The sequence below is a fragment of the Lacticaseibacillus chiayiensis genome (assembly GCF_004123795.1).
Taxonomy (GTDB): Bacteria; Bacillota; Bacilli; order Lactobacillales; family Lactobacillaceae; genus Lacticaseibacillus; species Lacticaseibacillus chiayiensis.
Genome location: NZ_MSSM01000018.1, coordinates 23,795 through 47,688, shown reverse-complemented (window position 1 = coordinate 47,688; position 23,894 = coordinate 23,795). Strand labels below are relative to the sequence as shown.

General features: G+C 48.1%; 21 protein-coding genes. 4 read left to right on the top strand and 17 right to left on the bottom strand.

All coding sequences use genetic code 11. The features are described from left to right. Positions 1-2: 2 nt before the first annotated feature. The 12 genes from BVJ53_RS07905 to ruvA form a co-directional block, all read right to left on the bottom strand. Positions 3-1,349, bottom strand: a complete 1,347-nt coding sequence (locus BVJ53_RS07905) for a DEAD/DEAH box helicase (protein ID WP_129301945.1) — start codon at positions 1,347-1,349, stop codon at positions 3-5. A gap of 5 nt (positions 1,350-1,354) precedes the next feature. Beyond that, on the bottom strand, positions 1,355-2,311 hold the full coding sequence (locus BVJ53_RS07900; protein ID WP_129301944.1) for a DHH family phosphoesterase: 957 nt from the start codon (positions 2,309-2,311) through the stop codon (positions 1,355-1,357). A gap of 6 nt (positions 2,312-2,317) precedes the next feature. Then, the gene (locus tag BVJ53_RS07895) at positions 2,318-3,631 is read right to left on the bottom strand and encodes a DRTGG domain-containing protein (protein ID WP_129301943.1); all 1,314 of its coding nucleotides are present in this window, start codon (positions 3,629-3,631) and stop codon (positions 2,318-2,320) included. A gap of 116 nt (positions 3,632-3,747) precedes the next feature. Further along, positions 3,748-4,854: a DNA polymerase IV gene (gene dinB, locus BVJ53_RS07890; RefSeq protein WP_129301942.1), complete on the bottom strand. Its 1,107-nt coding sequence runs from the start codon at positions 4,852-4,854 to the stop codon at positions 3,748-3,750. Between the two features lie 366 nt (positions 4,855-5,220). Further along, positions 5,221-6,708, bottom strand: coding sequence for a glucose-6-phosphate dehydrogenase (zwf, locus tag BVJ53_RS07880; protein ID WP_129301941.1), 1,488 nt, complete (start codon positions 6,706-6,708; stop codon positions 5,221-5,223). Between the two features lie 29 nt (positions 6,709-6,737). Then, positions 6,738-7,382 (bottom strand): metal-dependent transcriptional regulator, encoded by a 645-nt coding sequence (locus BVJ53_RS07875; RefSeq protein WP_129301940.1) that lies wholly within the window; start codon positions 7,380-7,382, stop codon positions 6,738-6,740. 159 nt (positions 7,383-7,541) lie between these two features. Then, positions 7,542-10,148, bottom strand: coding sequence for a bifunctional acetaldehyde-CoA/alcohol dehydrogenase (adhE, locus tag BVJ53_RS07870; RefSeq protein ID WP_129301939.1), 2,607 nt, complete (start codon positions 10,146-10,148; stop codon positions 7,542-7,544). A gap of 273 nt (positions 10,149-10,421) precedes the next feature. Further along, positions 10,422-10,826, bottom strand: coding sequence for a preprotein translocase subunit YajC (gene yajC / locus BVJ53_RS07865; protein ID WP_129301959.1), 405 nt, complete (start codon positions 10,824-10,826; stop codon positions 10,422-10,424). 90 nt (positions 10,827-10,916) lie between these two features. Continuing rightward, positions 10,917-12,059: a tRNA guanosine(34) transglycosylase Tgt gene (gene tgt, locus BVJ53_RS07860; protein WP_129301938.1), complete on the bottom strand. Its 1,143-nt coding sequence runs from the start codon at positions 12,057-12,059 to the stop codon at positions 10,917-10,919. A gap of 848 nt (positions 12,060-12,907) precedes the next feature. Beyond that, entirely contained in the window at positions 12,908-13,993 is a 1,086-nt protein-coding gene (gene queA, locus BVJ53_RS07855) for a tRNA preQ1(34) S-adenosylmethionine ribosyltransferase-isomerase QueA (RefSeq protein ID WP_191983438.1), read from the bottom strand. A gap of 19 nt (positions 13,994-14,012) precedes the next feature. Beyond that, positions 14,013-15,044 (bottom strand): Holliday junction branch migration DNA helicase RuvB, encoded by a 1,032-nt coding sequence (gene ruvB, locus BVJ53_RS07850; RefSeq protein ID WP_129301936.1) that lies wholly within the window; start codon positions 15,042-15,044, stop codon positions 14,013-14,015. A gap of 79 nt (positions 15,045-15,123) precedes the next feature. After that, positions 15,124-15,720, bottom strand: a complete 597-nt coding sequence (ruvA, locus tag BVJ53_RS07845; RefSeq protein ID WP_129301935.1) for a Holliday junction branch migration protein RuvA — start codon at positions 15,718-15,720, stop codon at positions 15,124-15,126. Positions 15,721-15,809: 89 nt separating this feature from the next. Between ruvA and BVJ53_RS07840 the strand changes: the two genes are divergently transcribed. Next, entirely contained in the window at positions 15,810-16,406 is a 597-nt protein-coding gene (locus tag BVJ53_RS07840) for a TVP38/TMEM64 family protein (protein ID WP_129301958.1), read from the top strand. Between the two features lie 104 nt (positions 16,407-16,510). Here the strand turns inward: BVJ53_RS07840 and BVJ53_RS07835 are convergent, their stop codons facing one another. Together BVJ53_RS07835 and BVJ53_RS07830 are read right to left on the bottom strand one after the other, a co-directional pair. After that, a complete protein-coding gene (locus BVJ53_RS07835) occupies positions 16,511-16,984 on the bottom strand; it encodes an S-ribosylhomocysteine lyase (protein WP_010493679.1) in 474 nt (157 codons plus the stop codon). 111 nt (positions 16,985-17,095) lie between these two features. Further along, positions 17,096-18,229 (bottom strand): vitamin B12 independent methionine synthase, encoded by a 1,134-nt coding sequence (locus tag BVJ53_RS07830; protein ID WP_129301934.1) that lies wholly within the window; start codon positions 18,227-18,229, stop codon positions 17,096-17,098. 561 nt (positions 18,230-18,790) lie between these two features. Between BVJ53_RS07830 and BVJ53_RS07825 the strand changes: the two genes are divergently transcribed. Then, positions 18,791-19,252 carry a DUF3290 family protein gene (locus BVJ53_RS07825; protein WP_129301933.1) on the top strand — a complete coding sequence of 154 codons (462 nt, stop codon included), beginning with the start codon at positions 18,791-18,793 and terminating at the stop codon, positions 19,250-19,252. Between the two features lie 194 nt (positions 19,253-19,446). Here BVJ53_RS07825 and BVJ53_RS07820 read toward each other — a convergent pair whose 3' ends face one another. Continuing rightward, complete coding sequence (locus BVJ53_RS07820; protein ID WP_129301932.1) at positions 19,447-20,292, bottom strand: alpha/beta hydrolase; 846 nt, start codon at positions 20,290-20,292, stop codon at positions 19,447-19,449. A 65-nt stretch (positions 20,293-20,357) separates the two neighbouring features. Beyond that, positions 20,358-21,155 carry a hypothetical protein gene (locus BVJ53_RS07815; RefSeq protein ID WP_129301931.1) on the bottom strand — a complete coding sequence of 266 codons (798 nt, stop codon included), beginning with the start codon at positions 21,153-21,155 and terminating at the stop codon, positions 20,358-20,360. 215 nt (positions 21,156-21,370) lie between these two features. Here BVJ53_RS07815 and BVJ53_RS07810 point away from each other — a divergent pair, with 215 nt between their 5' ends. Next, the gene (locus BVJ53_RS07810) at positions 21,371-22,195 is read left to right on the top strand and encodes an aldo/keto reductase (protein WP_129301930.1); all 825 of its coding nucleotides are present in this window, start codon (positions 21,371-21,373) and stop codon (positions 22,193-22,195) included. Positions 22,196-22,448: 253 nt separating this feature from the next. Then, positions 22,449-22,922 (top strand): class Ib ribonucleoside-diphosphate reductase assembly flavoprotein NrdI, encoded by a 474-nt coding sequence (nrdI, locus tag BVJ53_RS07800; RefSeq protein ID WP_129301929.1) that lies wholly within the window; start codon positions 22,449-22,451, stop codon positions 22,920-22,922. An 18-nt stretch (positions 22,923-22,940) separates the two neighbouring features. On the opposite strand, the gene BVJ53_RS07795 is transcribed toward nrdI, so the two are convergent. Beyond that, positions 22,941-23,873, bottom strand: a complete 933-nt coding sequence (locus BVJ53_RS07795; protein ID WP_129301928.1) for an alpha/beta hydrolase — start codon at positions 23,871-23,873, stop codon at positions 22,941-22,943. Positions 23,874-23,894 lie beyond the last annotated feature (21 nt).

Here is a 23,894-nt window from a genome sequence, read left to right as displayed (position 1 = left end):
TTTTATCCTCGTTTGCGGTTTTTACGTTTCTCGGCTAATAAGGCTTCGCGACGAGCAACTTTGGCATTCCGTTTGCGTTCCAGTAAAGCGGCGGTGCGAATTTTCTTACGATAGTTTGGCATATGCTTCTGCTTGGCTTTTTTGACTAAACCGCGCATGGCCAGACTCGTTTCCTCCTGCTTAGGCTTACGGTGAACTCGCCGATTCCGGTCATACGTGTCAACCAGTTCGCCTTTGTGTAGGGTCTTAGGCTCAAACTTGATGCCCATATGCTCTAACTCGGCGACCTGGTCTTCTTGACCCGGTTCATAAAGCGTGATCGCCGTACCGGCCATGCCGTTTCGTCCGGTCCGCCCCACGCGGTGAATAAAGAACTCCAAATCCCGCGGAATCTCGGCATTAATTACCATCGAAACCCCTTTGATATCAATCCCACGCGCAGCCAAATCAGTCGCAACCACATATTGATATTTAAGATCGGCCACCTCTTTCATGATGCGCCGGCGTTCACGCGGTTGGACGCCACCATGAATCTTGGCAACTTTCAACCCTTGATGTTTCAGGTAATCATGAATCGCATCAACGCTGGTTTTGGTATTGGCAAAAATCAACACCAGAAATGGATGGCCCATCGTGACAAGCTGGTAAATCAGTTCGTTTTTATCCTGCCCTTTAGCAGCAATCAGGATATTCTCAACAGTGTCGGCAATGACGGACTGTGGTTTGAGTTCAATCATCGTGGGGTGGTGCATGTATTTACGCAGGAACGGCTCGAGCTTTTGGGGAATGGTGGCGGAAAAAACGGCCATCTGCAAATTTTCCGGAAAACTGGACGCAATCGCATCGACAGTCTCAAGAAAACCCATGTCCAACGTCATATCTGCTTCATCAACGACAAAATGACGAACCGAAGCCGGCACTAGGTCATAACGTTTTATCATGTCTAGAATCCGCCCCGGTGTGCCAATGGCAACATGTGGCTGACGATGCTGCAGTTTGTCAATCTGCTTTTGCTTGTCCATCCCACCGACTAACCGACTAATCCGAATAGCCGGTTCCGTTTGGGTCAATTGTTGGGCAACCGCATAAATCTGATTGGCCAGCTCACGGGAAGGTGCCGTGATGACCACCTGGGTTGCATCTTGTTCAGGATCGACCATGCTAAGCAACGGTACCAAAAAGGCGTGGGTTTTCCCGCTGCCTGTCTGACTCTGACCCACAAGATTCTCCCCGCGCAACAGGGCCGGAATCACCTTTTTTTGAATCGGCGTCGGCTGCGTGATCCCCATAGCATCCAGGCCTGCGATCACGAACGGCTTGATTTGGTATTGTTTAAATTGATTCTCCATAATGCCTACTTTCCCGAAGTTGAATAGTCTTTGACCAATTGATCAAGTTGCGTTTCGATTTGAATCACCTCGTCAAAATTAGCGGCTTTGGCACCGCTGGCCAAGGGATGCCCCCCGCCATTGTGCGCTTTTGCCAATGCATTGATAATAGGTCCCTTAGAGCGCAAATGAACCCGGTAACCGCCTTCTGTCTGTTCGATAAATTCAGCCCAGGCGACAACAATGTCAAGCCGACCGGGGGTTCCGACCACGGCACTCACCTGATCGTCCGCTAATTTCCGATCTTCAATGGCAGTGCGTGGCACGATGACGCTCGCTGCCCCGGCAGGACTGATCTTCAAATGGTCAATCACGTACCCTTGCAGTCGGGCTTGCGCCAACGTGACCGTATTCATCCGATTGTTAATCGCGGTTGGGTCAAAATCTTTTTTAATAAGCTCAGCGGCTACTTGCAATGTATGCGGCGTCGTGTTGTTAAAAAGGAATCGGCCGGTATCACCGACAATGCCAGCATAAAGCATTCGTGCCGCTTGATCCGATAATTTTAACGTACCTTCGCTGACAGCGATAAGATCATAAATAAGCTCGGATGCCGAACTAGCATTGTTATCGACCCAGGTAAGATCACCGTATGCATCATCGTTAGGGTGATGGTCAATTTTAATCAGCATTTTTCCTTGATTAAAGCGCGTATCCGAAATCCGCGGTGTGTCAGCTGTATCGGTCACAATCACCAATGCATCCTTATAAACATCATCGCTGATGGTTTGTTCCTGCGCTAACCAGCTTAAATTTCCGGTATCGCTGCCGACTTGATAAACCTGCTTGTCCGGCAAACCCGCGCGAATAGCTTCTGCCAAACCAACCTGGGACCCCAACGCATCCGGATCAGGGTTAACGTGCCGGTGAATAATAATGGGATTATTGGCCTTAATGGCGTTGATAATATCGGTTTGAATCATGTTTGATCAATTCCTTTCTAATAGCTGACAGGTGACAACAGCTTTAGCTACCTGAACCCCATCACTGAGGACATCGACATCAACGGTGGCATCATGGCGTGTCAGTTCAAGTACCCGCAACAAAACGGTCACAATACTTTCCAGTTGTACAGGGCGGAAGGTGGTCAGATTCACACCTTCAACCAACACATTTCGCCGACCGCTGGCATGGAGATACCTTGTGGTGCAGCTATTAATGGCTTCGGCAAGAACTCCAAAACTCATCGTCCCCAACGCATTGGTCATCGCCGGCACCGTTTTGAGTTCAAACCCGCCACCGTACGGCTTTTGCGGCGTAATCGCCGTCAATTGGGCACTAACTTGGTCCGCAATGGTATTGGACAATTCTCGACTATGCGCAATCCCGGTCAAACTGGAAAAGACTGCATTGCGCGTCACAATTCCGAGTAGATTCCAACTGTCGTCGACCACTGGCATCGCATTCATACCGTTATCCTGCATCGTGTGCCCGACTGTGGTAACACTCAGATATGGCTTCACAGTTTGTGGGTCTTTTTGCATTAACCGCTCGATCGGCACAGTCGGCTTTTTACCAGCTACCAAAGCCGGGCGCATCAATCCGACCAGGCGACCGTTGCGGGTGATGACCGGTAACGGATAATGCGGATCCGTCATCGCCAGGTAATCGCCCACGGTAGCTTCGACGCCGATTGTTTCAATCTGGGAAAGTGGCGTATAAATCGCGGCAACTGTTAAAATGTCCTGTTTAATCGCCTGATCGGACAGCGCCCGATTGATCATTGTCGCCACCGTGAACGTATCATAGGCGGTCTGTAACACTGGCAACTGCTGATTATCGGCCAAGGCAATAATCGCCGGACTGGTTTCAAAACCACCAGTGATCAACACGGCAGCACCATCTTCGAGCGCTAACCGCTGAACATCTTCACGATTTCCGACAATCAGCAATGAATTACGCGTAATATATGGCCGCATGGCAGCTGGTGTCATCGCGCCAATCACGAATTTATCAAGCTTCTTATCCATGCCGGCATGACCGCCTAAAACATTAGCATCAATCAAATCAACTAGCGTCTTAAACGTGACGGATTCAATTGGATTTAACGGTTTTTGCTCGATTCGTATCGTTCCGACCCGGGCAATCGTGGAAACGAAACCGGTATTCTCAGCTTCCTTAATCGCCCGATAGGCAGTACCTTCGCTTACCTTCAAATGTTTAGCAATTGATCGAACCGAGATCTTCTTGCCGACCGCTAAATTCGCAATGTAATCCAGAATCTGTTCATGCTTTGTTGCCATACCATCACCCCATTGCAATCTATCGTTAGTATACCATAGCTTTAACTGTACTATGACAGTATGAAAACAGTAGCATTCGACCGCCAGCGGCATGGCAATGAACGCCACTCCAATCCTTATCCCAGTGGTAAATCAATATTTTCATACTGTTTTGGATCCAAGGCGGTTACGGTAATTCCCAGCAAGCGAATCGCTAACTTCGGCAGCTTAACGCTTTGCCAAAGTTGCCAAGCAGCCGCAAAAATATCCTGTTTATTTTCAAAATAATGATCTTGGGTTAAGCGTTTTGTCTGCGTGACAAAATCAACATCCCGAACTTTAAGGACAACAGTCTTGCCATGCATGCCTTTTTGATTCAATGAGGTGACAACGAGCCCCGCCAGTTTGTGAAGCTGGGCCTGAACACTTGTGTCGTCAGTCAGCGGTGTCCCATACGTTCGTTCCTTGCCAATCGATTTAGCGGTTCGCACTGCCACCGGGCGATTATCGACGCCACGGGCATGTTGGTATAAGACAAAACCCATCTTGCCAAACATGCCCAGTAGCTGATCTTGCGATAACGCACGTAACGTTTTGCCATCGGTCACGCCTAAATCCGTTAATTTCGGCAGCGTCTTTTTCCCGACACCGCGAAATTGCTTAATCGGCAAACGATCCAAAAACAGCAATGCCTGTTCCGGCAACACAACAGTCCGGCCGTTGGGCTTGTTATAGTCAGACGCCTGTTTGGCAATGAATTTATTGTAGGAAATACCAATGGAACTGGTTAGTTGTGTGACCTGACTGATTTGATCCTGCAACCATAAGGCCAGCGCAATAGTACTGGAAAAAGCATGATTGGCTGTCACATCCAGATATGCCTCGTCAAACGCAACTGGTTCAATCAAGTCAGTAACTTGATGAAACAAGGCATGAATTTGGGCTGAGACAGCTTTGTATTTAGGAAAGTCTGGTGTTTTAAACACCAGTTCCGATCGCGGCACCAGTTGCAGCGCCTCATTAGCCGGCATGGCCGAGTGCACACCATAGCGCCGAGCAACATAATTAGCTGTCGTCACGACGCCTTTTCCGCCGGTCGTGCGCGGATCGCGGGCAATCACCAAAGCTTTGCGTCGCAGTCGTGGATCATCGCGCATTTCAATCGAGGCGTAAAAAGCATCCATATCGAGATGGATAATTTTTCGAGACGTATCATTTTGTAAAGGCAATTCAAAGAGTGCCATATGCCCCTCCTTACCGTGATTGAAAAGCGCTTGTGCATACTTGGCTATGGTTGGTGTATGGGATGGGATGTTTTCTATGTTGGACGAATAAGCCCGGCTGAGTGTTGCTTTCTATAACGCGTTCGCTGGCGCAGAATCGCCCAAAGCCTCTTACACTCCGGTTTCTAACCAGGCTGGCTCACGCTCATCTATAACGCGCTCACCGGCGCAAAAGCCTGCACATAAGGACCTCTCGCCTAAATGGCTAAGGCCCAGCCATTTAGCGAGAGGCCACTTATGCTCCGGCTTCTGACCGCGCCGGTTCACGCTCAAAAAAGAGGCCATAGCCTTTCTTCGGCCACAGTCCCTTCTCACTGCAAATTAGTCTTAATCTGCCATTTGAACACGATGCGGCTGCCAGAACCATTCGCGGCCGTCACGTGCCAGTAAATCAAATGCTGCCTGTGGTCCCATGGTTGCGGCCGGATACGTCGGCATGTTCGGATCTTGCGACCACGCAGCCTGAATGGCATCAATGAAGTGCCACGAAGCCGACAATTCGGACCAATGGGTAAAGTTGGTCTGATCGCCTTCCAACACATTGTTAATCAACCGTTCATAGGCCTCCGGTGCTGCAGCTGCCGCCTCTGGATCGTGACGGTAACGTAATTCATCCGGCTCAATGGTAAGGCCAGTTCCCAACGCCTTGCCATTGAGCTGTAGTGAATAGCCTTCACTTGGCTCGATATAAATAGTCAAGGTGTCCGGCTTGCTTGTCGCGGATTGACCAAACAACGGCGCAGCGACTGGCTTGAAGGTCAGTGTCAGCTGCGTCGATTTGCGGGTCAGACGCTTACCGGTGCGAATATAAATCGGGACGCCTTGCCATTGCGGCATGTCCAACATAATTTTTCCGGCCACAAATGTCGCGGTTTGCGAATCATCTGCCACGCCTTCTTCCTCACGGTAGCCCCGAACGGTTTTTCCATCGACTTCAGCCCCCGTGTACTGAGCACGTACAAAGTTGGCTTTCGCCGTTGCTAGATCATACGGCTTCAATGCGGCAAACACCTTATCCTTTTCCGCCAAAATATCATTGGTCGTAAAGAATTTCGGCTTCCCCATGGTTAGATAAGACAGCACCTGCATCACGTGGTTTTGCACCATGTCTCGCAACGCACCGGCTTTTTCATAATAGCCGGCCCGTTCCTCAACACCGACCGCTTCCGCCAAAGTAATCTGAATGTTGTCAATATACTTCTTATTCCAGATACCTTCAAAAATCGTATTATCAAACCGAAACGCCAAAAGATTCTGAATCATTTCTTTGCCTAAGTAATGATCAATCCGGAAGATCTGATCATCAGCAAACGTTGCCGTCAGCGAATCATTCAGTGTCTTGGCGCTGGCGTAATCGTGGCCAAACGGTTTTTCGATAATGAGCCGATTAAAACCGGCATCCGTCAACAAATGCTCAGACTTGAGATGACTGGCAATGGTTTCAAAAAAGTCCGGCGCCATCGCCATGTAAAAGACCCGATTGCCACCTATTGCAAACTGATCGTCCAACTTAGCCGCCAGATTTTTCAGCGTGATGTAATGGCCCGCATCGGTGACATCATGGCTTTGATAAAAGAAGTGTTGGGCAAACGCATGTGCTTGCGCAGGATCCGGGTTAAGCCCGGCGATCGCTGTTTCAACCACCTCATGGTAATGCTCATCGCTCCATGGTCGTCGGGCAGTCCCGATCACGGCAAAATGTTCAGCCAACACGCCGCGGCGATAAAGATTAAACAATGCGGGATAAAGTTTACGCGAAGCTAAATCCCCTGACCCTCCAAAAATAATGATCACAGCGCGTGATTCTTCTGGCATGTATACGACCCTGCTTTCTCAAAACCTAATTACAATTCAACAAATATATGAGCAGCGCGATCGGCATCGACCGTCAATTCTTTTCCTGTTCGATCCAATTTAATGATCACCGTACCGGCATTTTTACCGGTCACGGTAAACGCATCGTCAAGTCTCAGATCAATTTTGACGGTATAATCTATTAACGAAACTTCATCGATGAGCCGTTCGATATGACCGCGTTGGCCGACCTCCATTGCACCCAAAGTGACCCGACTCTGCTGGATATAGTGGCCTTCCGCATCCGGAATCACCCCACCGTGGGGACAGTATTCAGGATTACCCAACATCGCGGACAGCCGCTTAGCCATCTCCGGTGTCAACGCATGCTCAAGTTTTTCCGCCTCTTGATGAACAGCATCCGGCGAATACTTCAGGCACTTAACTAAAAACACTTCCCAAAGACGATGATTGCGCACTAAAATAGCCGCTTTTTTCCGGCCTGCCGATGTCAACTGGATCCCCTGATAAGGTGTGTGCGCCACCAGTTTTTCTTCACCCAGTTTATTGATCATCTCACTGACCGAGGCAGCAGAAACATGCATTCCCGCAACTATTTGCTTATTAGAGACCAGTTCGGTGTCACCGCCGATCTCAAAAATTAACTTAAGATAATCTTCTTTATTCGGTGTCATTTTACGTCCTTACTTTTAATTTGCAATCGCTGTACTACATTATGCCATGAGTTGCACAAAAAAACACGTCAATTTCATGACGTGTTTTAGGTGATCGGCACAAAAGGTTAAACTAATGAACCATTGCCGACTATCGTGAAATGCTTAGCATATGCTCGCCTAGAAAGTCGATTCCGTGCCTTCGTATTCATCGAGAATGATGTGCTTCAAATCACTGATTAACGGTTCTTGCGGATTGGTGACCGTGCAGTTGTCTTCGTAAGCAAGTTCGGCAAGTCGATCAACTTGTTTATCTAGATCGGCTTTCTTGACGCCTTGATCCTTCAGACTCAACTTGATGTCGACACTGTGTGCTAGTTTAATAAAGGCCTGAACATAGCTTTCTACCAGTTCATCAGTGGTTTTACCTGGCAGACCAAGATAACGGGCGATTTCTGCATAATCTTCGTTAGCGCGGAAGTAACTGTACTTAGCCCAGATAGCGCGCTTCTTCGGCTGGCTGGCGTTGAAGCGGATCACGTGTGGCATGGTAATCGCGATGCAGCGTCCATGAGGCAGATGGAATGCCTGACCAATCTTGTGGGCAATACTGTGGTTAATTCCCAACAATGCATTGGCAAAGGCCATCCCTGCAATGGTTGAAGCATCATGCATCTTGGATTTCGCAGCGATGTCGCCGTGATAGCTCTTTTCAAGGTTTTCAAATACCAGCTTGATGGCTTCAAGACTCAGGCCCTTGGTATAGTGCGTTGCCATGGTGGAAACATAACTTTCGGTGGCGTGGCAGAGAACGTCAATACCCGAATCAGCCACAACCACTGGCGGGACGGATTCGATGAATTGACTGTCCACAATCGCGATATCTGGGGTCAGCGCATAATCGGCTAAGGGATACTTGATACCGGCTTTGGAATCCGTGATAACCGCAAATGGGGTCACCTCAGAACCGGTACCGGAAGTTGTCGGGATGCAAACCAGTTTGGTCTTATTCAGTTTCGGGAAAGTGTAAGTCCGCTTACGAATATCCAGAAACTTTTGCTTGGCGCCAAAGAAGTCGGCATCTCCAGCATCATTGAATAAGCACATACCCTTGGCAGCATCCATAACCGAGCCGCCGCCGATCGCAATCACAGTATCTGGACCGAATGAACGCATGATATCGGTCCCCTTGAAAACGGTATCGGTTGATGGATCAGGTTCAACATCAACGAACGTTTGCACCTGAACCGGGTTTTCCCGGCGTGCGAGCACATCTTCAATAATCTTCACGAAACCCAGCTTTTCCATGCTGCGGTCAGCAACGATGAACGCCCGCTTAATGCCCTCCATGTGTTCCAGATAGCGAACTGAGTTTTTTTCAAAATAAATCTTTGGCGGTAACTTCATCCATTGCATGTTGTTGCGCCGCTTTGCCATGGTCTTGATATTCAGCAAGTCAACCGTCCCCACATTGTGCGAAATCGAGTTGCCGCCGTAAGAACCGCAGCCCAGTGTCAGACTAGGAATCATTTCGTTATAAAGATCCCCGATCCCGCCGACAGAAGATGGTGTGTTGATCAAGATCCGGCAAGCCTGCATGGTATCGGCAAACTTCAAAGCTAGGTCTTCATCGGCCGTATGAATAACCGCCGTGTGCCCTAACCCGCCAATGTCCAACATGGTTTCGCATTTCTTGAAGGCATCTTCATGCCCATCAGCTTTGACCATAGCCAACACCGGACTCAGTTTTTCACGGGAAAGTGGATACTTCGCCCCAACGCCTTTGAGCTCAGCAATCAGAATCGTGGTACCTTCTGGAATTTGAATACCGGCCCACTCAGCAATTTGCTTAGGACTTTGACCGACAATGCGCGGGTTGACGCTTTGCTTTTCAAGGTTGATCACGGTGCTTTCAAACTTCTTCATGTCCTTAGGTTGGACAAAATAGGCGCCTTGGGCTTTGAATTCTTTCTTCACGGCATCGTAAATGCTGGAATCAACAATCGCGCCTTGTTCGGATGCACAGATCATCCCATTGTCAAAGCTCTTGGAAAGTACCAAGTCATTGACTGCTTGTTTGATATTGGCGCTGGCTTCGATATAAGCTGGAGCATTCCCTGGGCCAACCCCTAAAGCAGGCTTGCCAGAAGAATAAGCGGACTTAACCATGCCTGGGCCGCCTGTTGCCAAGATCGTTGCCACGCCAGGATGATCCATCAGTGTCTTAGTCGCTTCCATGCTTGGTACCGGAATATACTGTAAAGCACCTTTTGGCAAGCCGGCTTTCTCAGCTTCTTCACGGATGACTTCCAGCGCACGCGCTGAAGACTTTTGGGCACCCGGGTGGAAGGCGAAAATAATCGGATTACGGGTTTTGATTGAGATTTCGGATTTGAAGATTGTGGTAGAAGTCGGATTCGTCACTGGTGTTACCCCGGCAATAACCCCGATTGGTTCGGCAATTGATACCAAACCGCGTTGCTTATCTTCATTGATCACGCCAACCGTCTTATTGTTCTTAATTGAATGCCAGATTTCTTCGGTGGCAAACATATTCTTGATGGCTTTATCTTCCCAAACCCCACGGCCGGTTTCATCAACGGCGAGTTTTGCCAATTCCATATGATGATCCAACCCGGCAATCGCCATCCGATGAACGATGTGATCGATCTTTTCTTGATCAAAGGTTTTCATAATCTTCAAAGCTGAGTGCGCATTGGCAACCAGTTCGTCGATCATTTGCTTCACATCAACTTCAGTAGCAGTTTTCGCGGTATTCTTAAGCATGAGCTTACCTCCAAGCATTTCGCAGAATTTTTGTTAACCATTTCACAAGAAGATCATAACCGATTCATGTGAATTTGTAAACAATTTTGGTGAACTTTTTCACGAAAAATTTGCTTGCTCACTGACATTGGCGAAATGATAAGGATTAAAAGCTCTTTTCATTTTGTATTTTTTTGAACTTGGCGCTTTTAAATCACTGGTAATCGTTAAATTGAGCACGAAAAAAAGGCTGGCAAACGCCACCCTTTATTTGATTCAACAATGAATTGCTGACTAATTCTGTTTATTGTCTGCTTCCGAAGCCGTGTCGTCGGCTGCAGTTGCTTGGCTATCAGCTTCTGATGTCGTGGCATTAGCGTCGTCTTTGGCTGCCCGCTGTTCGTCGGTATTGACAGTTTCTTCCGTCTTGGCTGCCGGCGCCGGTGTTGCAGGACGAGAAGCTACACCGCGAACCGCGCTTAAATTGAATGTCAGATAAATACCATCAGAATCAATCACAACTGTCCCTGCTTGCTGGTCAATCGAATCAATTACGCCGTGCAAGCCGCCAATCGTCACGATCGGATCGCCTTTTTTCAACTGGTTCAGCATTTCCTGACGCTTTTGCTGTTGCTTTTTTTGCGGTCGGATCATGAAGAAATACATGAACGCGATGAAGAAAACGATCAGAATGATCATTGAAAAATTACCATTTCCCAAATTAGGCACCTCTTATTTTTAGTTTGTCAACCAATAGTGTAACAGAATTTCGCGTTGTGCTCCAATAAACTAGAAATTCTTTGCCTTGGCCTTGTTATAGCCATAAGCCTCAAAAAAGTCTTCGCGGAAAGCTAAGAGGTCATCATTCGCAATGGCCTCGCGAACCTGCTGCATCAAGTGTAACAGGAAGTACAGGTTGTGATAAGTCGTCAATCGAATGCCAAACGCTTCGCCAACGTGAATCAGATGGCGGATATAGGCGCGACTGTAATTGCGGCATGCATAGCAATCACAATTAGGGTCGAGCGGGCCAAAATCATGGGCATACTTCGCGTTTTTGATAACAAGGCGACCGCGACTGGTCATGCAGGTGCCGTTGCGAGCGATCCGCGTTGGCAAAACGCAGTCAAACATATCAATGCCGCGCAATGCGCCGTCAATGAGCGCATCCGCCGAACCCACACCCATCAGGTAACGTGGTTTATCCTGTGGCAGCAATGGCGTTGTGAAGTCTAAAACGTGATTCATTTCCTCTTTGGATTCGCCGACTGACAATCCGCCAATTGAATAGCCGGGAAAATCCATGCTGACCAAATCCTTAGCACTTTGTTCGCGCAGATCGCGGAAACCTGCCCCTTGAACAATACCAAACAACGCCTGCCAATCCGGATTCTTATGGGCTTTTAGCCCTCGCTCAGCCCAACGACTGGTTCGCGCCACACTTTTTTTGACGTAATCGTAACTTTCAAAAAATGGCGGACACTCATCCAAGCTCATCATGATATCAGGACCCAGCGCATTTTCAATGGCGATGGCTTTTTCCGGTGACAAAAACATTTTCGCCCCGTTAAGATGGTTCTTGAACGTAACGCCGTCTTCCGTGATATGCCGAGTGTCGGCGAGTGAAAAGACCTGAAAACCGCCTGAGTCAGTCAAAATACCTTTTTGCCAGTTCATAAACCGGTGCAACCCACCGGCTTCTTCAATTAGCTCTGGTCCCGGACGCAACCACAGATGGTACGTGTTGGCTAAAATAACGGTGGCACCCATCGTATCTAGTTCCTCCGGTGCCATCGTTTTAACGCTTGCCTGCGTCCCTACCGGCATAAACATGGGCGTCGGGAAAGTCCCGTGTGGCGTGATTAATTCACCCAAACGGGCACCGCTATGCTTATCTTGATGGATGAGACGATATTTAACAGCTGGTTCCATGAACGCTCCTTATTCATCGCAATGCCCTCGCAGCACTGCTATTCCATTTTCTCGTTATGCCAGTTTAACAGAGTTACTTGTATTTTAAAAGCAGAGCTTGTTTTCAATCAAGCGGCTATACTGACATAAAATTTACCTAATCTGAATCCGTTTGCTTTTTTCGGCTTGCGATTCCTGTTAAAATAAACCTAAGGACGGGATCACCGTTACCGTAGTTTTCGCACTTCCCGGGTTTTGACCCGGCCATTGTGATCGTCTATGAATACGTTGTTCCACGCAGCGATGCGTTAAAAGAAAAATCGAGACATGTCTGTAGGTGTGTGTTGATGTGATCCCGTCCGTTATAAAGCCGACTTGCACTGGGCAAGCCGGCTTTTTGCGTGGAGAAAATTACGGGAAGATAAGAAGCAAAAACATACTTCGCCACATTGAAAAATTGTCATGGACATCAAAACTCTAGTGCCAAAGCGGAGCAATCGGAGGCGGGAACGGGCTCAGTGGTGAGATTATACTAGCCGGGCGATATTCCCGGCGTAGTACAAGGCCGAGCTTTGAGCCTCAGCGATCTTTGCTGAGGCTCAAAGTCGTGCCCACCACTCTAGCTTCGCGGTCGCCAGCCCCTGGCCCGCCGGAGATTGCGGAGTTAGGCACGGCGCGAAACACCATTGCTTAAATCTTAGTCATCAGGCGTTTAAGGCAGCTTCTAAATCGGCTTATACTTTCGCCGTAACACGCTCGCAGTCGCAGAAATCTACGTGTAAGGGCCCCAAACCTAAATGGCCAAAGACCAGCCATTTAGGTTTGGGGCCACTTACACTCCGATTTCTAAGCGCTCCTGCTCGCGCTCATCAATAAATAAACATCGCATCCCCAAAACTAAAGAACCGATATTCTTCCTTAATCGCATGCTTATAGGCATTCAGGATGGTGTCCCGCCCCGTAAAGGCAGCAACGAGCATGACTAAAGTCGACTTTGGTAGATGGAAGTTGGTGATGAAGGCGTCGACGACTTTCCACTGGTAGCCTGGCTTGATGAAGATGTCGGTCCAGCCGGAATCTGGTTTGATTTCACCGTCGAACTTGGTGCCGATGGCTTCGAGTGTCCGAATCGAGGTTGTCCCGGTTGCGATGATGCGGCCGCCACTGTCGCGGACCTCATTTAGAGTTGCTGCGGCTTCTGGGGTTAGCCGGTAAAATTCGCTGTGCATTTTGTGGGCTTCAATATTTTCTTCAACTACTGGCCGGAACGTGCCGAGGCCGACATGAAGCGTCAGATAAACCAATTTGACGCCTTTATCCTGCACTTTTTTCAGTAATTCTTTGGTCCAGTGCAACCCGGCCGTCGGTGCCGCTGCGGATCCTAATTCCTTTGAATAAACCGTTTGATACATCTCAGGATCGTCAAGTTTTTCTTTGATATACGGCGGCAGTGGCGTTTCACCAAGCTTGTCCAGAATTTCCATGAAGATGCCATCGTAATCAAAATGAATCATGCGGCCGCCGTGCTCCAGTTCTTTGGTGACTGTCGCTTTCAACAAGCCGTCGCCGAAGTCAATCACAGTGCCAACCGGTGCCTTACGCGCTGGCTTCATCAAAGTTTCCCAGTCGTCGCCGGACGTGTTGTTAAGTAACAAGACTTCCATATGCGCGCCGGTTTCCGGCTTAACACCATAAAGGCGCGCTGGCATCACCCGGGTGTCATTCATGACCAGTGCATCCCCTGGTTTGAAATAATCCAAAATATCATAAAAATGCCGATCCTGCATGGCACCAGTGTCAGCGTTCAATACCAATAACCGACTGGCATCGCGTTCCTTCAGCGGTGTCTGCGCAATTAATTCATGTGGCAGATCATAATCGAAATCCGAAAGTTGATAATTTTTATTTTCTACTTGACGATAACGTTTTTTGTCTTGCACCTTGTTCGCTTCCATTCATTTTAATCGTTTTGACTTACTGCGCCCGGTTATCAGGCTCCGGCGCTGTCATCCCCATATGTGCAAATCCTGCCGGCGTTACCATGCGGCCGCGTGGTGTCCGTTTTAAATAGCCAATCTGCAACAAATAGGGTTCGTACATTTCTTCAATGGTGGCCATTTCTTCGCCGATGTTTGCAGCGATCGTGGATAAGCCGACCGGACCGCCTTGGTAGTCGCGTATCATGAACATCAACAGTTTTCGGTCAATTTGATCGAGTCCCTGTGCATCAACCTGTAACTGATCCAAGGCATGATCGACCATTTGCAAGTCAACCGGACTTTTACCGGCAACTTCCGCAAAATCGCGCACCCGTTTCAGCAGGCGATTGGCAACGCGCGGTGTGCCCCGCGACCGCCGCGCAATTTCATGAGCACCTTCAGCATCAATGGCCATGTCAAACACCTTTGCCGAGCGCTTGATGATTTCACTTAAGTCGTCAGGCGAATAATACGCCATATGTTCGCTAATCCCAAACCGATCACGCAATGGTGCTGACAACATCCCCGCACGCGTCGTGGCACCGATTAGCGTAAACGGCGGCAAAGGAAAATGAACCGGATGCGCGGTTGGTCCCTGACCCACCACGATATCAATATAAAAATCTTCCATCGCTGAATAAAGCATTTCTTCAACGATTTTGGGTAAGCGGTGAATTTCATCGACAAACAGCACATCACCAGGGCGCAATTCGTTCAACAACGCTACTAAGTCGCCCGGCTTTTCGATGGCCGGTCCGGAAGTCGTGCGAATGTTCACGCCCAGCTCATTGGCAATGACTAATGCCAACGTGGTCTTCCCCAGTCCCGGTGGCCCATAGAGCAATACGTGATCAAGGGATTCTTCACGCTGTTTAGCCGCGGTAATATAAACCTGCAATTGGTGTTTGACCCGATCCTGGCCAATGTATTGCGCCAGCATCCGCGGACGTAAGCTCTTTTCAATTTGTGCTTCATTCAAATCGTCAATGTCGCCTGAAACCAACCGATCCTTGTTTGCGTCTGCCAAAAAGGTTCACCCCCTATTCTTAACCCATTCATAAGTTTCTTCATGTTGTCGGCATTGAATGGCTCCAGTATAATCAATGCTACGCACGTCCGCTTAACAAGCGCAATCCTTCGCGCAAATACGCATCGGTTGTTGTGGCATCAAATGCTTTTAAAGCATCTGTGATGCCGTCAACGGCTCGTTGGGTGTATCCTAAGGCAACCAACGCCGCCAACGCATCGGCCAGCGCCGGTGCCACGCCGCTAGCTGTTGGCGTAACGGTAGCTGGTGATGGCTTAGCATCTGCTGAAATTTTTCCTTTTAGGTCGAGAATGATCTGAGCCGCGGTTTTCTTACCGATACCCGGAAACTTGGTCAGAAATTTAACGTCATCCTGGGCAATGGCCGTTGCCAGGCCGCCACTTGATACATTTGCCAAGATGGCCAATGCGGATTTCGGGCCAATCCCCGTGACTGTCAACAACTGGTTAAATGTTCGCTTATCTGCGGAAGATTCAAAACCATATAAGGCTTGATCATTGTCACGGATAATCAGCTGCACATAAATCCGCATCTGCTTGCCGGCTTCAAAATCATACGGATTGGCAACCAGCAGGCGAAACCCGATGCCGTTGACATCAATCACGATATATGCCGGGGTAATTGCCTGAATCGTGCCTTCAAAGTATTCGTACATAAGCTCTCCATTCAGTACATATGTTTGGTACGCTTGATTCATTGTAGCATAGATGTTTTCTTGATGATAAATCGTTTTGAGGCTTAATGATGACTCCCAAAAATATTCGCCATTTGATTAACTTAGCAACCGTAGCCGTTGTCATTGCTTTAATTGCTGTGACAATCTATTGGTATGATCTTGGCATTCTTTCCGACGTCAAGGTCTTGCAAGCTTATATTGCCCAACTCGGTCTGATTGGTGTTCTGTTTTTTGTCATCATTCAGATTATTCAAGTCGTCATCCCAATCATTCCCGGCGGTATTAGCACAGCAGCTGGCGTCATTCTTTTTGGCCCGTGGTTTGGTTTCCTTTACAACTATGTCGGCATTGCGGTTGGCTCGTTCATCAACTTTTTTCTCGCCCGGCGTTATGGCAAACCGCTGCTGACTTATTTGATTTCGGAAAAAACTTACGACAAGTATATTGGTTATACAAAAAATCAAACGCGGTTCGACCGGTTATTTACGCTGGCAATTGTGTTACCGGTCGCACCTGATGATGTGTTGTGTTTGCTGGCCGGCCTCACGAAAATGACCTTCACGAAGTTCTTCTGGATTATCGTGCTGGGAAAACCCCTTACGATTTTTGCCTACAGCATGAGCCTTCTCTATGGCGGCCGCTGGTTGATTGATTTATTCAGTTAAAATAATTGCCATAAAAATGGCGCTGCCAAGTTCGCTCACAAACTTGGACAGCGCCTTTTTTGCGCACACGAACGCGCAATCAGTCATCGATCATTTTGACAAACTCAGACAACCTGACGCACATATGGGTCATCGGAAATGCCGCGGCTCAGAATCAGCTTTGCCCATTCCTTTGCTGAAAATAGACTGTGATCTTTGTAATTGCCGCAGCTCTTGATATCGACACCAGGCACATCATCCCAGGTAATGTCATTAGCAATCGCTTCAAGGCTGGACTTTAGCGCCTTGGCTACTTCAGTTGTGCTGTGCGTGCCCCAGGTAATCAAATGGAACCCGGTCCGGCAGCCAAATGGTGAACAATCGATGACACCATCCATCCGGTCGCGCAGCAATGAAGCTAACAAGTGCTCGATCGTATGCAAACCTGCCGTATCAATTGCTGCGGTGTTCGGCTGAACTAACCGCAGATCGTAATTAGAAATTTCATCGCCTTTGGTACCTTTTTCCGTTGTAATCAAGCGAACATAAGGTGCTTTGACTGCAGTGTGATCCAATGTAAAACTTTCGACTTTTGCCATAAAATCAAAATCTCCTTCTCAATCGTTTACATATTCATCATATAACACAATGACTAAGGGTGCTTAAAAAATCTGCCATTATTCAGCCTCATGGTCTAACTGATTCGACGCTTAAGCATCGGCCCAAACACGATGGGCAATGCGCTGGACCAACGCCAGTTTCGCCCACTGATCATCTTCTGTCAGCTTATTACCTTCTTCTGTTGACGCAAAGCCGCATTGAGTGGATAAAGCCAGATTGTCTAACGGCACGTAAGCAGTTGCCGCATTGATCCGCTCGATCACCGCTTCTTCATCTTCCAGTTCTGGAAATTTCGAGGTAATCAAACCTAATACAATTCGTTTGTTGGCATCGCCATTCCACAATTGCGGCAGCGGTTCAAACGACCCTGCCCGCTGACTATCGTATTCAAGAAACAGCCCATCGTATGGCAAATCACCGATATCATCAGCCACATACTGATAGCCGCCGGAGAACAAAAACGTTGATTGGAAGTTACCTCGACAGATATGCGAGGTAACCGTCAAATCTTCCGGTAGTTTCACCAAAACTGCTTTAATCACGCGGTGCGCCAGCTTGGCCAGTGCCACAAAATGTTCATGCTTCTTCGGATCATTTTCAGTATCCTTCAAGTTTTGAATCAGATATGCCCAGTTTGTATCATCAATTTGAAGGTAACGGTCGCCTAAATCATAAAAGTGCCGGATCGTATCGACATAAGCCTGGACAATATCGGCTAAATAGTCGTCAAAAGTGTCATAGTACTTTGGCCAGTTGTCACTACGATGATCCCGAAACAGCAAAGCTGGACTGGGAATCGTCTGTTTAGGCAGTACCCCGTCAGGCACGATACTTTTAAGATACTTAAATGCCGCAAAAAATGGATGCTGCGGGTTAAAACTGACTTTTCCCGCCAAATGAACGTTCGCAGCTGCGTTGATGCCGCCCTTAAAATCATGCTCATACTTCCAGGAGTCATCTTTTTCATAGCCATTTAAGCCCCAGAAGAAATCCAAATGCCAGTACCGACGGGAGAATTCCCCATCCGTGACCGCATTGAAGCCTAATTCGACCTGTTTTTTCACAATATGATCAATCGCTTCATGCTGAATCGCCAACTCCTGATTCTGTTGAATCTCACCAATATCTAACTGCTGATGCGCCACTTTCAATCGTTCCGGACGCAATAAACTGCCAACTAAATCGGCGCGAAATGGTGCTTTGATTTTAACTTCTTCTGTCATGAAAATTCCTCCTGAGCGTGAGCAGGGGCGCTTAGAAATCAGAGTGTAGGTGGCCTCAAACCTAAATGGCCAAAACCCCCAGCCATTTAGGTTTGAGGTCCTTACACGGAGATTTCTGCGACTGCGAACGTATTAAATGTAAATAAAAATGACAATCCTCAAACAACAAAGACCCTACGTCGCGTCCACGAAAATAGGCGCCCCTTGATCTTTTCGATCAAGGGGCGCCTTGCGCGCGTTACCACCCTTATTCGTGTCAGCATAGCGCCAACACCTCACCAGTACCCAATTCGATACCTGGCATGGTAACGGATGCACCCGTTTTAATGGCGTGAACCACTGAAAAGCTATTTGGAGCTCATCTTCTCCGATTAGCCGATCGCCCGCTCCCACTATCCAGGCTCGCTTGGGATCCGCGCTTCAGATACTCTTCTCCGCAAAGCAATGTTGTCTGTTGAGTTGCGATTATCATAACACCGTCATGTTTCGTGTCAAGAGTAACTTTAGCCACGTGATCAATCTGTTATGATTTAACCAGATCGTTATTTTGGGAGGTGTCTCTTGGGAATGACTTTTTTTGCGTATTCAGTGCTGACTCATCAAGACAATTGGCAAAACATCTTGCGTTACAGCATCATCATGATCGGAGCTCTAGCTATCGTTGCCTACCTGCTTTATTTTCTACGGCACAAGCGTAGCAATAAATACCGTGATCTTTTAATCCTAGTGGCCCTAATCGAGTTGTTGACCATCGGCATTCAGATTCGAGATCTTCAGGCAAGCCGCACTGCCACTGCTGATTCGCAGGCAGTCGCGACTTTATTGCGCAGTGTCGCCACGCAGAAACGGGTGTCTGTTAACCAACTGTATGCAAACAGTAACACAGTCCACACAGGGAGGCTGGTTGTGATTGGCAAGTCCACGAAAAAAATGTACACCGTCACCCTTAACGCCGATAACAATAGTTACCAGCTCACCAAGACGACTTTAATTGTCCCGCAAGTGCAATTTGTCACCAAGTAGGAGGCACGCATGCAACTTTTTCAAGACTTATATTTCGTAACACCAATGAAGCTGCTTTTAGGCTTTATCGTGTTTGTTGTCAAAATTAAAAGCCCACCTCGCAGAACAAGGCTATAAGCCAGAAGACGTGTATATGGCAAGTTTTCTGGGTGGAAAAGTCGTCATCGCGCCTTATGATCATGATGAATCGCGTTTTACCAGATGAACGAATCAACCGCTTTAGCCACCTGCGGATTTTCATGTAGCGCGCTATGCTGAGCATCGCGGCCGAAGTATTCCTTTTCCCGATAAGAAGCTGCTCGCGTGCTGACAAGATAGCGTAAGGATCGCGAAGAATTATTGGACACGCGGCCATCCGAATCGCTGCCGTCATCAAGATCGCCGTAAATATTCAACACCTTAACGCCTTTGGGAAAACGATTCCGTAAGCGCGCCAATTCGGCATAGTTTTCATCCATGGGCGTTGGATAGCCATTATTTGCCAGCTTGATCTGATGAGGTTCATCACCCATACCAATAATGCCGTCAAAATGTCCGGCAATGGCAACATAGTGTTTCATTTTGGGCAACTTGCCTTGATCCTGATTGCGAACCGCGTAAAACATCACCGCCATGTTGCCCATTGAATGTGCCACAAAGTTAACATTGCGCACGCCATAGCGCTGGTAAAGCTGGCGATTGATTGTCGCCAACCAATCAGCTTGTTTCACAGCGTCTGGATTTTTGTTGTCTTGAAAAATCACTTGAACGATGGGCTTACTGACGTGATGCGCGTCACCAGTCCAGTGCACTTTACCGTTTTTGGCAACCGTTGCGGTGAGCACTTTGGTCGCGCCAATCTGCTCGGCCCGCCGAATCAGGGTATTTGTTGAACCGGCACCACCAGAATAACCATGCAAATAAAGTGTCGCAGTTCGTCCAATTGTGGTTTCTTCTTTGGTTGGCGGCGTATCGGCCTGGTTGTTATACCAATACCAACCGGCACCGGCAACAAGCACCACGACCAATAACGCCATCCAAAGCCACTTATCTCTTTTCATGAAACTTCCCTTTCTAGTGAGCGCGAGCCGGCGCGGTTAGGAGCCGGGGGAGTGCGTTATGGGCACTAAGTCTGATCCTCATGATCTTCATCAACCACTGTTTCCCGCGGCAGAAAATGACTCAGCGCCGCAATGACCAACCCAATCACAATGGTCCAGCCAGCCACCCGCTGCCACAAAGGGGAATACGCAAGAAGCAAATCGCGCGCCAGTTCAGTATTAATCGGCATGCGCGTGCTGATGGCGCCGAAAAATGGGCTCGCGGTTGGTAAAATTGCCAAGAATCCGCCCATATACCCCATGATGTAAGTGGAGCGCCCCGTGACCACCAAAAATCGTCGCCAAGAGTGAGCAGTTTTTAGCATAATCAGTAAGACAATTACCATCAAGATCGCCGCCACAATGACAGCGGTTTGGGTCATGAGAACCAGTAACGGATAAACCAGTCCCCAACCTTCTGACATGAGCAGTTGGTTGATTTCACGATTAAGCAGCGTTTTGAGACTCGTCAACACCTTCTTCTGATCAAAATTTTGCCGCTGATCAGTAGCGGCGGTTTTTAAACGGTCAGCCACGCTTTCGTTAATGGTCGCTAAAGATACATGCGTTTGATTCGCCGTACTTGCCGAAATCATTTTTTTCGTCAACCTGCGCGTGTCATCAATGGTGACCAATGTGGATTCCGGACTCAAAGTAGCGCCATTCTTATTGGCAGTTGCGACTAATTCTCGATTTAAGGATTGGGTAATCTGCGTCAGCCCTTTACTGTTAACGATAACCTGTTCAGTCCGTGCCGGTGTCCCTACCGTTAACATCATCCCTGTACTGACGGCTTCAACAAAAAGAAGCACCCAAAAGATCATGGTGAAAAATGCAAACCAGCTTCGGGAGACGGCTCGCCATTGTTGTGTTTTCGTTTGGATCTCCTCCCTTATAAGGCAATATTATACACGAAGCACGATCATGACTTGTACGGATCTTGATATTTGGACTACACTAAATGAAACGGCAATGGCATCACCTGTTATTGCAAAAACACACCACTACGGATATCAGACCGCATAAGGAGGTTGTTTGAATGCATTACACGTTAAACGACGGTAACGTTTTGCCAGCGATTGGATTTGGAACATACAAGTTGAACGGCACGAACGGTGTCAGGGCCATGGTCGGTGCCCTCAACTTAGGCTATCGACTGCTTGATGCGGCATTTAACTATGAAAATGAAGGCGCTGTGGGTGAAGCGGTTCGTCAAAGCGGGATTCCGCGCAGCCAGTTGATCATTGCGTCCAAGCTGCCTGGTCGTCATCACAGGTATCAAGAAGCAATTGATACGATCGAGGAAGGTCTGTACCGAGCCGGCTTGGATTACTATGATTTGTACCTGATCCATTGGCCGAATCCTAAGGAAAATCTCTACGTCGAAGCTTGGCAGGCTCTGATCCAGGCGCAACGATTCGGCTTGATTCGCTCAATCGGCGTATCTAATTTTTTGCCCGAACACATTGATCGGTTAATCAAAGAAACCGGCGTCACACCTGTCGTCAACCAAGTAGAACTGCATCCTTACTTTAATCAGCAGGCTCAACGCGAATACGACGAAGCTCACAACATTCAAACCGTTGCATGGAGCCCCTTGGGTCGCGGTGCCGTCTTGAAAGAACCTGTCATCAAGCAAATTGCCGCGAAATACGGTAAAAATGTCGGCCAGGTCATTCTTCGTTGGGATCTTCAACATCGGGTTTTACCAATTCCAAAGTCGGCGCATTTATCACGACAGCGCACTAACCTTGATATTTTTGATTTTAGCCTGACGCCAGAAGAAATGGCAGCCATTGATCGGTTAAGTAAGCCAAATGGCCGTTTAAGAGATCAGGATCCAGCTGTTTATCAAGAGTTTTAAATTGTTGCTTTTAACGCGTTCGCCGGCGCAGGAGCCTGCGTAAAAGGGCCTTGGACGCGATGGCCTAAGCCCGGGCCATCACCCCCAAGGTCATTTATACTCCGACTCCTAAACGCGCCAGCTCACGCTCACTCAAAAGAAGTCGCGGCGCATCTGAATGACGACACCACGACTCTTTTTTCCGGCCATTTACTGAACCATCAGCGATCATTTCATTTTTAACGCACTCATTATAACGAAAGAGGCTATCATCATGACTGAACCAATTCGCGTTTTATTCATTTCAATCTCCGGCAATACCCGTGCCTTTGCCCATCGCTTAGCCGACTATGCACAGACGCTGCACCAGCAAGATCCTAATAATCCGCCGATTGAGCTAAAAGAGATTTCCGAAGCCACCCAAAGCGACGGGGAAACCAAGCCTTTTTTTGTCATGGTACCGACTTATCTTGATGGTGGTAACGGCATCGACAACGGTGTTAAGGAACTGATGACCAATGCCATGGGTGATTACCTGGCAGAAGGTGAAAATGCCGATCTTTGTCTTGGCATCATCGGTTCTGGCAACCGCAATTTCAATGAACAGTATTGTCTCACGGCCAAACGCTATGCCGAAGAATTCGATGCGCCGTTTCTTGCCGATTATGAACTACGCGGTACACCCAGTGACGCTGAAAAAATTTACACAATTTTAAAGCAAGCTGTCGCTAGTGACGCAAAACACTGAACACGGAAATGCAAGCGATCACCAGTTGGCGTTAAACCAGCCAACCACCTTTTTTGCGTAAACTTGCGGGTGATCCGGAAAACTGCGGGCGTGGGCAGCGCCTTTGACCACCCATAATGCTTTCTTAGCCTTGGTCGCCGCGCGATAGTTTTGGTAAACCATCTTCGTCGGCACGAAGGTATCCTTGCTGCCATGAATAAACAAAATCGGCCGCGTATTTTTGTGTAAAGCATCAATGGCGCTGGCATCAAACACGTTGTAACCGGTTTTAAGCGTTGCTGTCAGCGCAACTGCTGGCACCAGCGGCCATTTAGGCAAATTAAACATGGCCTTGGCTTGATAAGCAAGTTCGTCAATAATGCTGGTGTAGCCGCAATCTTCGACAATACTTTTGACTTGTGGCGGCAGCTTTTCACCACTGATATACATCACCGTCGCGCCACCCATTGAGACCCCATACAAGGCAATCTGACTTTGTTTGCCTTGTTTTTTGATAATTTGATTGATCCATTTCAAGTAATCAAGCCGATCCGGCCAGCCGTAACCGATATAGTTGCCTTGTGACTGGCCTTGGCCGCGATCATCCGGCGCCAGAACATTGAAGCCGGCATCATGGAACATTTTGATTTGCGGCGCCATGTATTCTTTGTTCGTCATGTAGCCATGCGCCACCACAACGGTTTTAGTCGTTGGTTTGGCCGCCGGAACATAATCCGCCACCAACTTAAGCTTGGCGCCCACCGCCTCTTGCGTCCAGGTTTCTTTATGTACGGATTTAAGCCATGCCTTCCCGTCCGTAATGATGCGACTCTCTTTGCCACTCAAAAAAGACTTCTTTGAGGGCACGAATGCATATTGGTAAAAATAAAGACTGGCACCAATTAAGCCCACCACAATTATCCCAATGACTGACAGTATCCCTATCAGCCATGCTTTTTTATGTTTTCGCACTTTTTATAGCCTCCATAAGTA

Excerpts from the sequence above, each read along its gene's own strand:
- BVJ53_RS07905 (WP_129301945.1), bottom strand. The coding sequence starts at position 1,349 with ATGGAGAATCAATTTAAACAATACCAAATCAAGCCGTTCGTGATCGCA.
- BVJ53_RS07900 (WP_129301944.1), bottom strand. The coding sequence starts at position 2,311 with ATGATTCAAACCGATATTATCAACGCCATTAAGGCCAATAATCCCATT.
- BVJ53_RS07895 (WP_129301943.1), bottom strand. The coding sequence starts at position 3,631 with ATGGCAACAAAGCATGAACAGATTCTGGATTACATTGCGAATTTAGCG.
- dinB (WP_129301942.1), bottom strand. The coding sequence starts at position 4,854 with ATGGCACTCTTTGAATTGCCTTTACAAAATGATACGTCTCGAAAAATT.
- zwf (WP_129301941.1), bottom strand. The coding sequence starts at position 6,708 with ATGCCAGAAGAATCACGCGCTGTGATCATTATTTTTGGAGGGTCAGGG.
- BVJ53_RS07875 (WP_129301940.1), bottom strand. The coding sequence starts at position 7,382 with ATGACACCGAATAAAGAAGATTATCTTAAGTTAATTTTTGAGATCGGC.
- adhE (WP_129301939.1), bottom strand. The coding sequence starts at position 10,148 with ATGCTTAAGAATACCGCGAAAACTGCTACTGAAGTTGATGTGAAGCAA.
- yajC (WP_129301959.1), bottom strand. The coding sequence starts at position 10,826 with ATGATCATTCTGATCGTTTTCTTCATCGCGTTCATGTATTTCTTCATG.
- tgt (WP_129301938.1), bottom strand. The coding sequence starts at position 12,059 with ATGGAACCAGCTGTTAAATATCGTCTCATCCATCAAGATAAGCATAGC.
- queA (WP_191983438.1), bottom strand. The coding sequence starts at position 13,993 with ATGGAAGCGAACAAGGTGCAAGACAAAAAACGTTATCGTCAAGTAGAA.
- ruvA (WP_129301935.1), bottom strand. The coding sequence starts at position 15,720 with ATGTACGAATACTTTGAAGGCACGATTCAGGCAATTACCCCGGCATAT.
- BVJ53_RS07840 (WP_129301958.1), top strand. The coding sequence starts at position 15,810 with ATGACTCCCAAAAATATTCGCCATTTGATTAACTTAGCAACCGTAGCC.
- BVJ53_RS07835 (WP_010493679.1), bottom strand. The coding sequence starts at position 16,984 with ATGGCAAAAGTCGAAAGTTTTACATTGGATCACACTGCAGTCAAAGCA.
- BVJ53_RS07830 (WP_129301934.1), bottom strand. The coding sequence starts at position 18,229 with ATGACAGAAGAAGTTAAAATCAAAGCACCATTTCGCGCCGATTTAGTT.
- BVJ53_RS07820 (WP_129301932.1), bottom strand. The coding sequence starts at position 20,292 with ATGAAAAGAGATAAGTGGCTTTGGATGGCGTTATTGGTCGTGGTGCTT.
- BVJ53_RS07815 (WP_129301931.1), bottom strand. The coding sequence starts at position 21,155 with ATGATCTTTTGGGTGCTTCTTTTTGTTGAAGCCGTCAGTACAGGGATG.
- BVJ53_RS07810 (WP_129301930.1), top strand. The coding sequence starts at position 21,371 with ATGCATTACACGTTAAACGACGGTAACGTTTTGCCAGCGATTGGATTT.
- nrdI (WP_129301929.1), top strand. The coding sequence starts at position 22,449 with ATGACTGAACCAATTCGCGTTTTATTCATTTCAATCTCCGGCAATACC.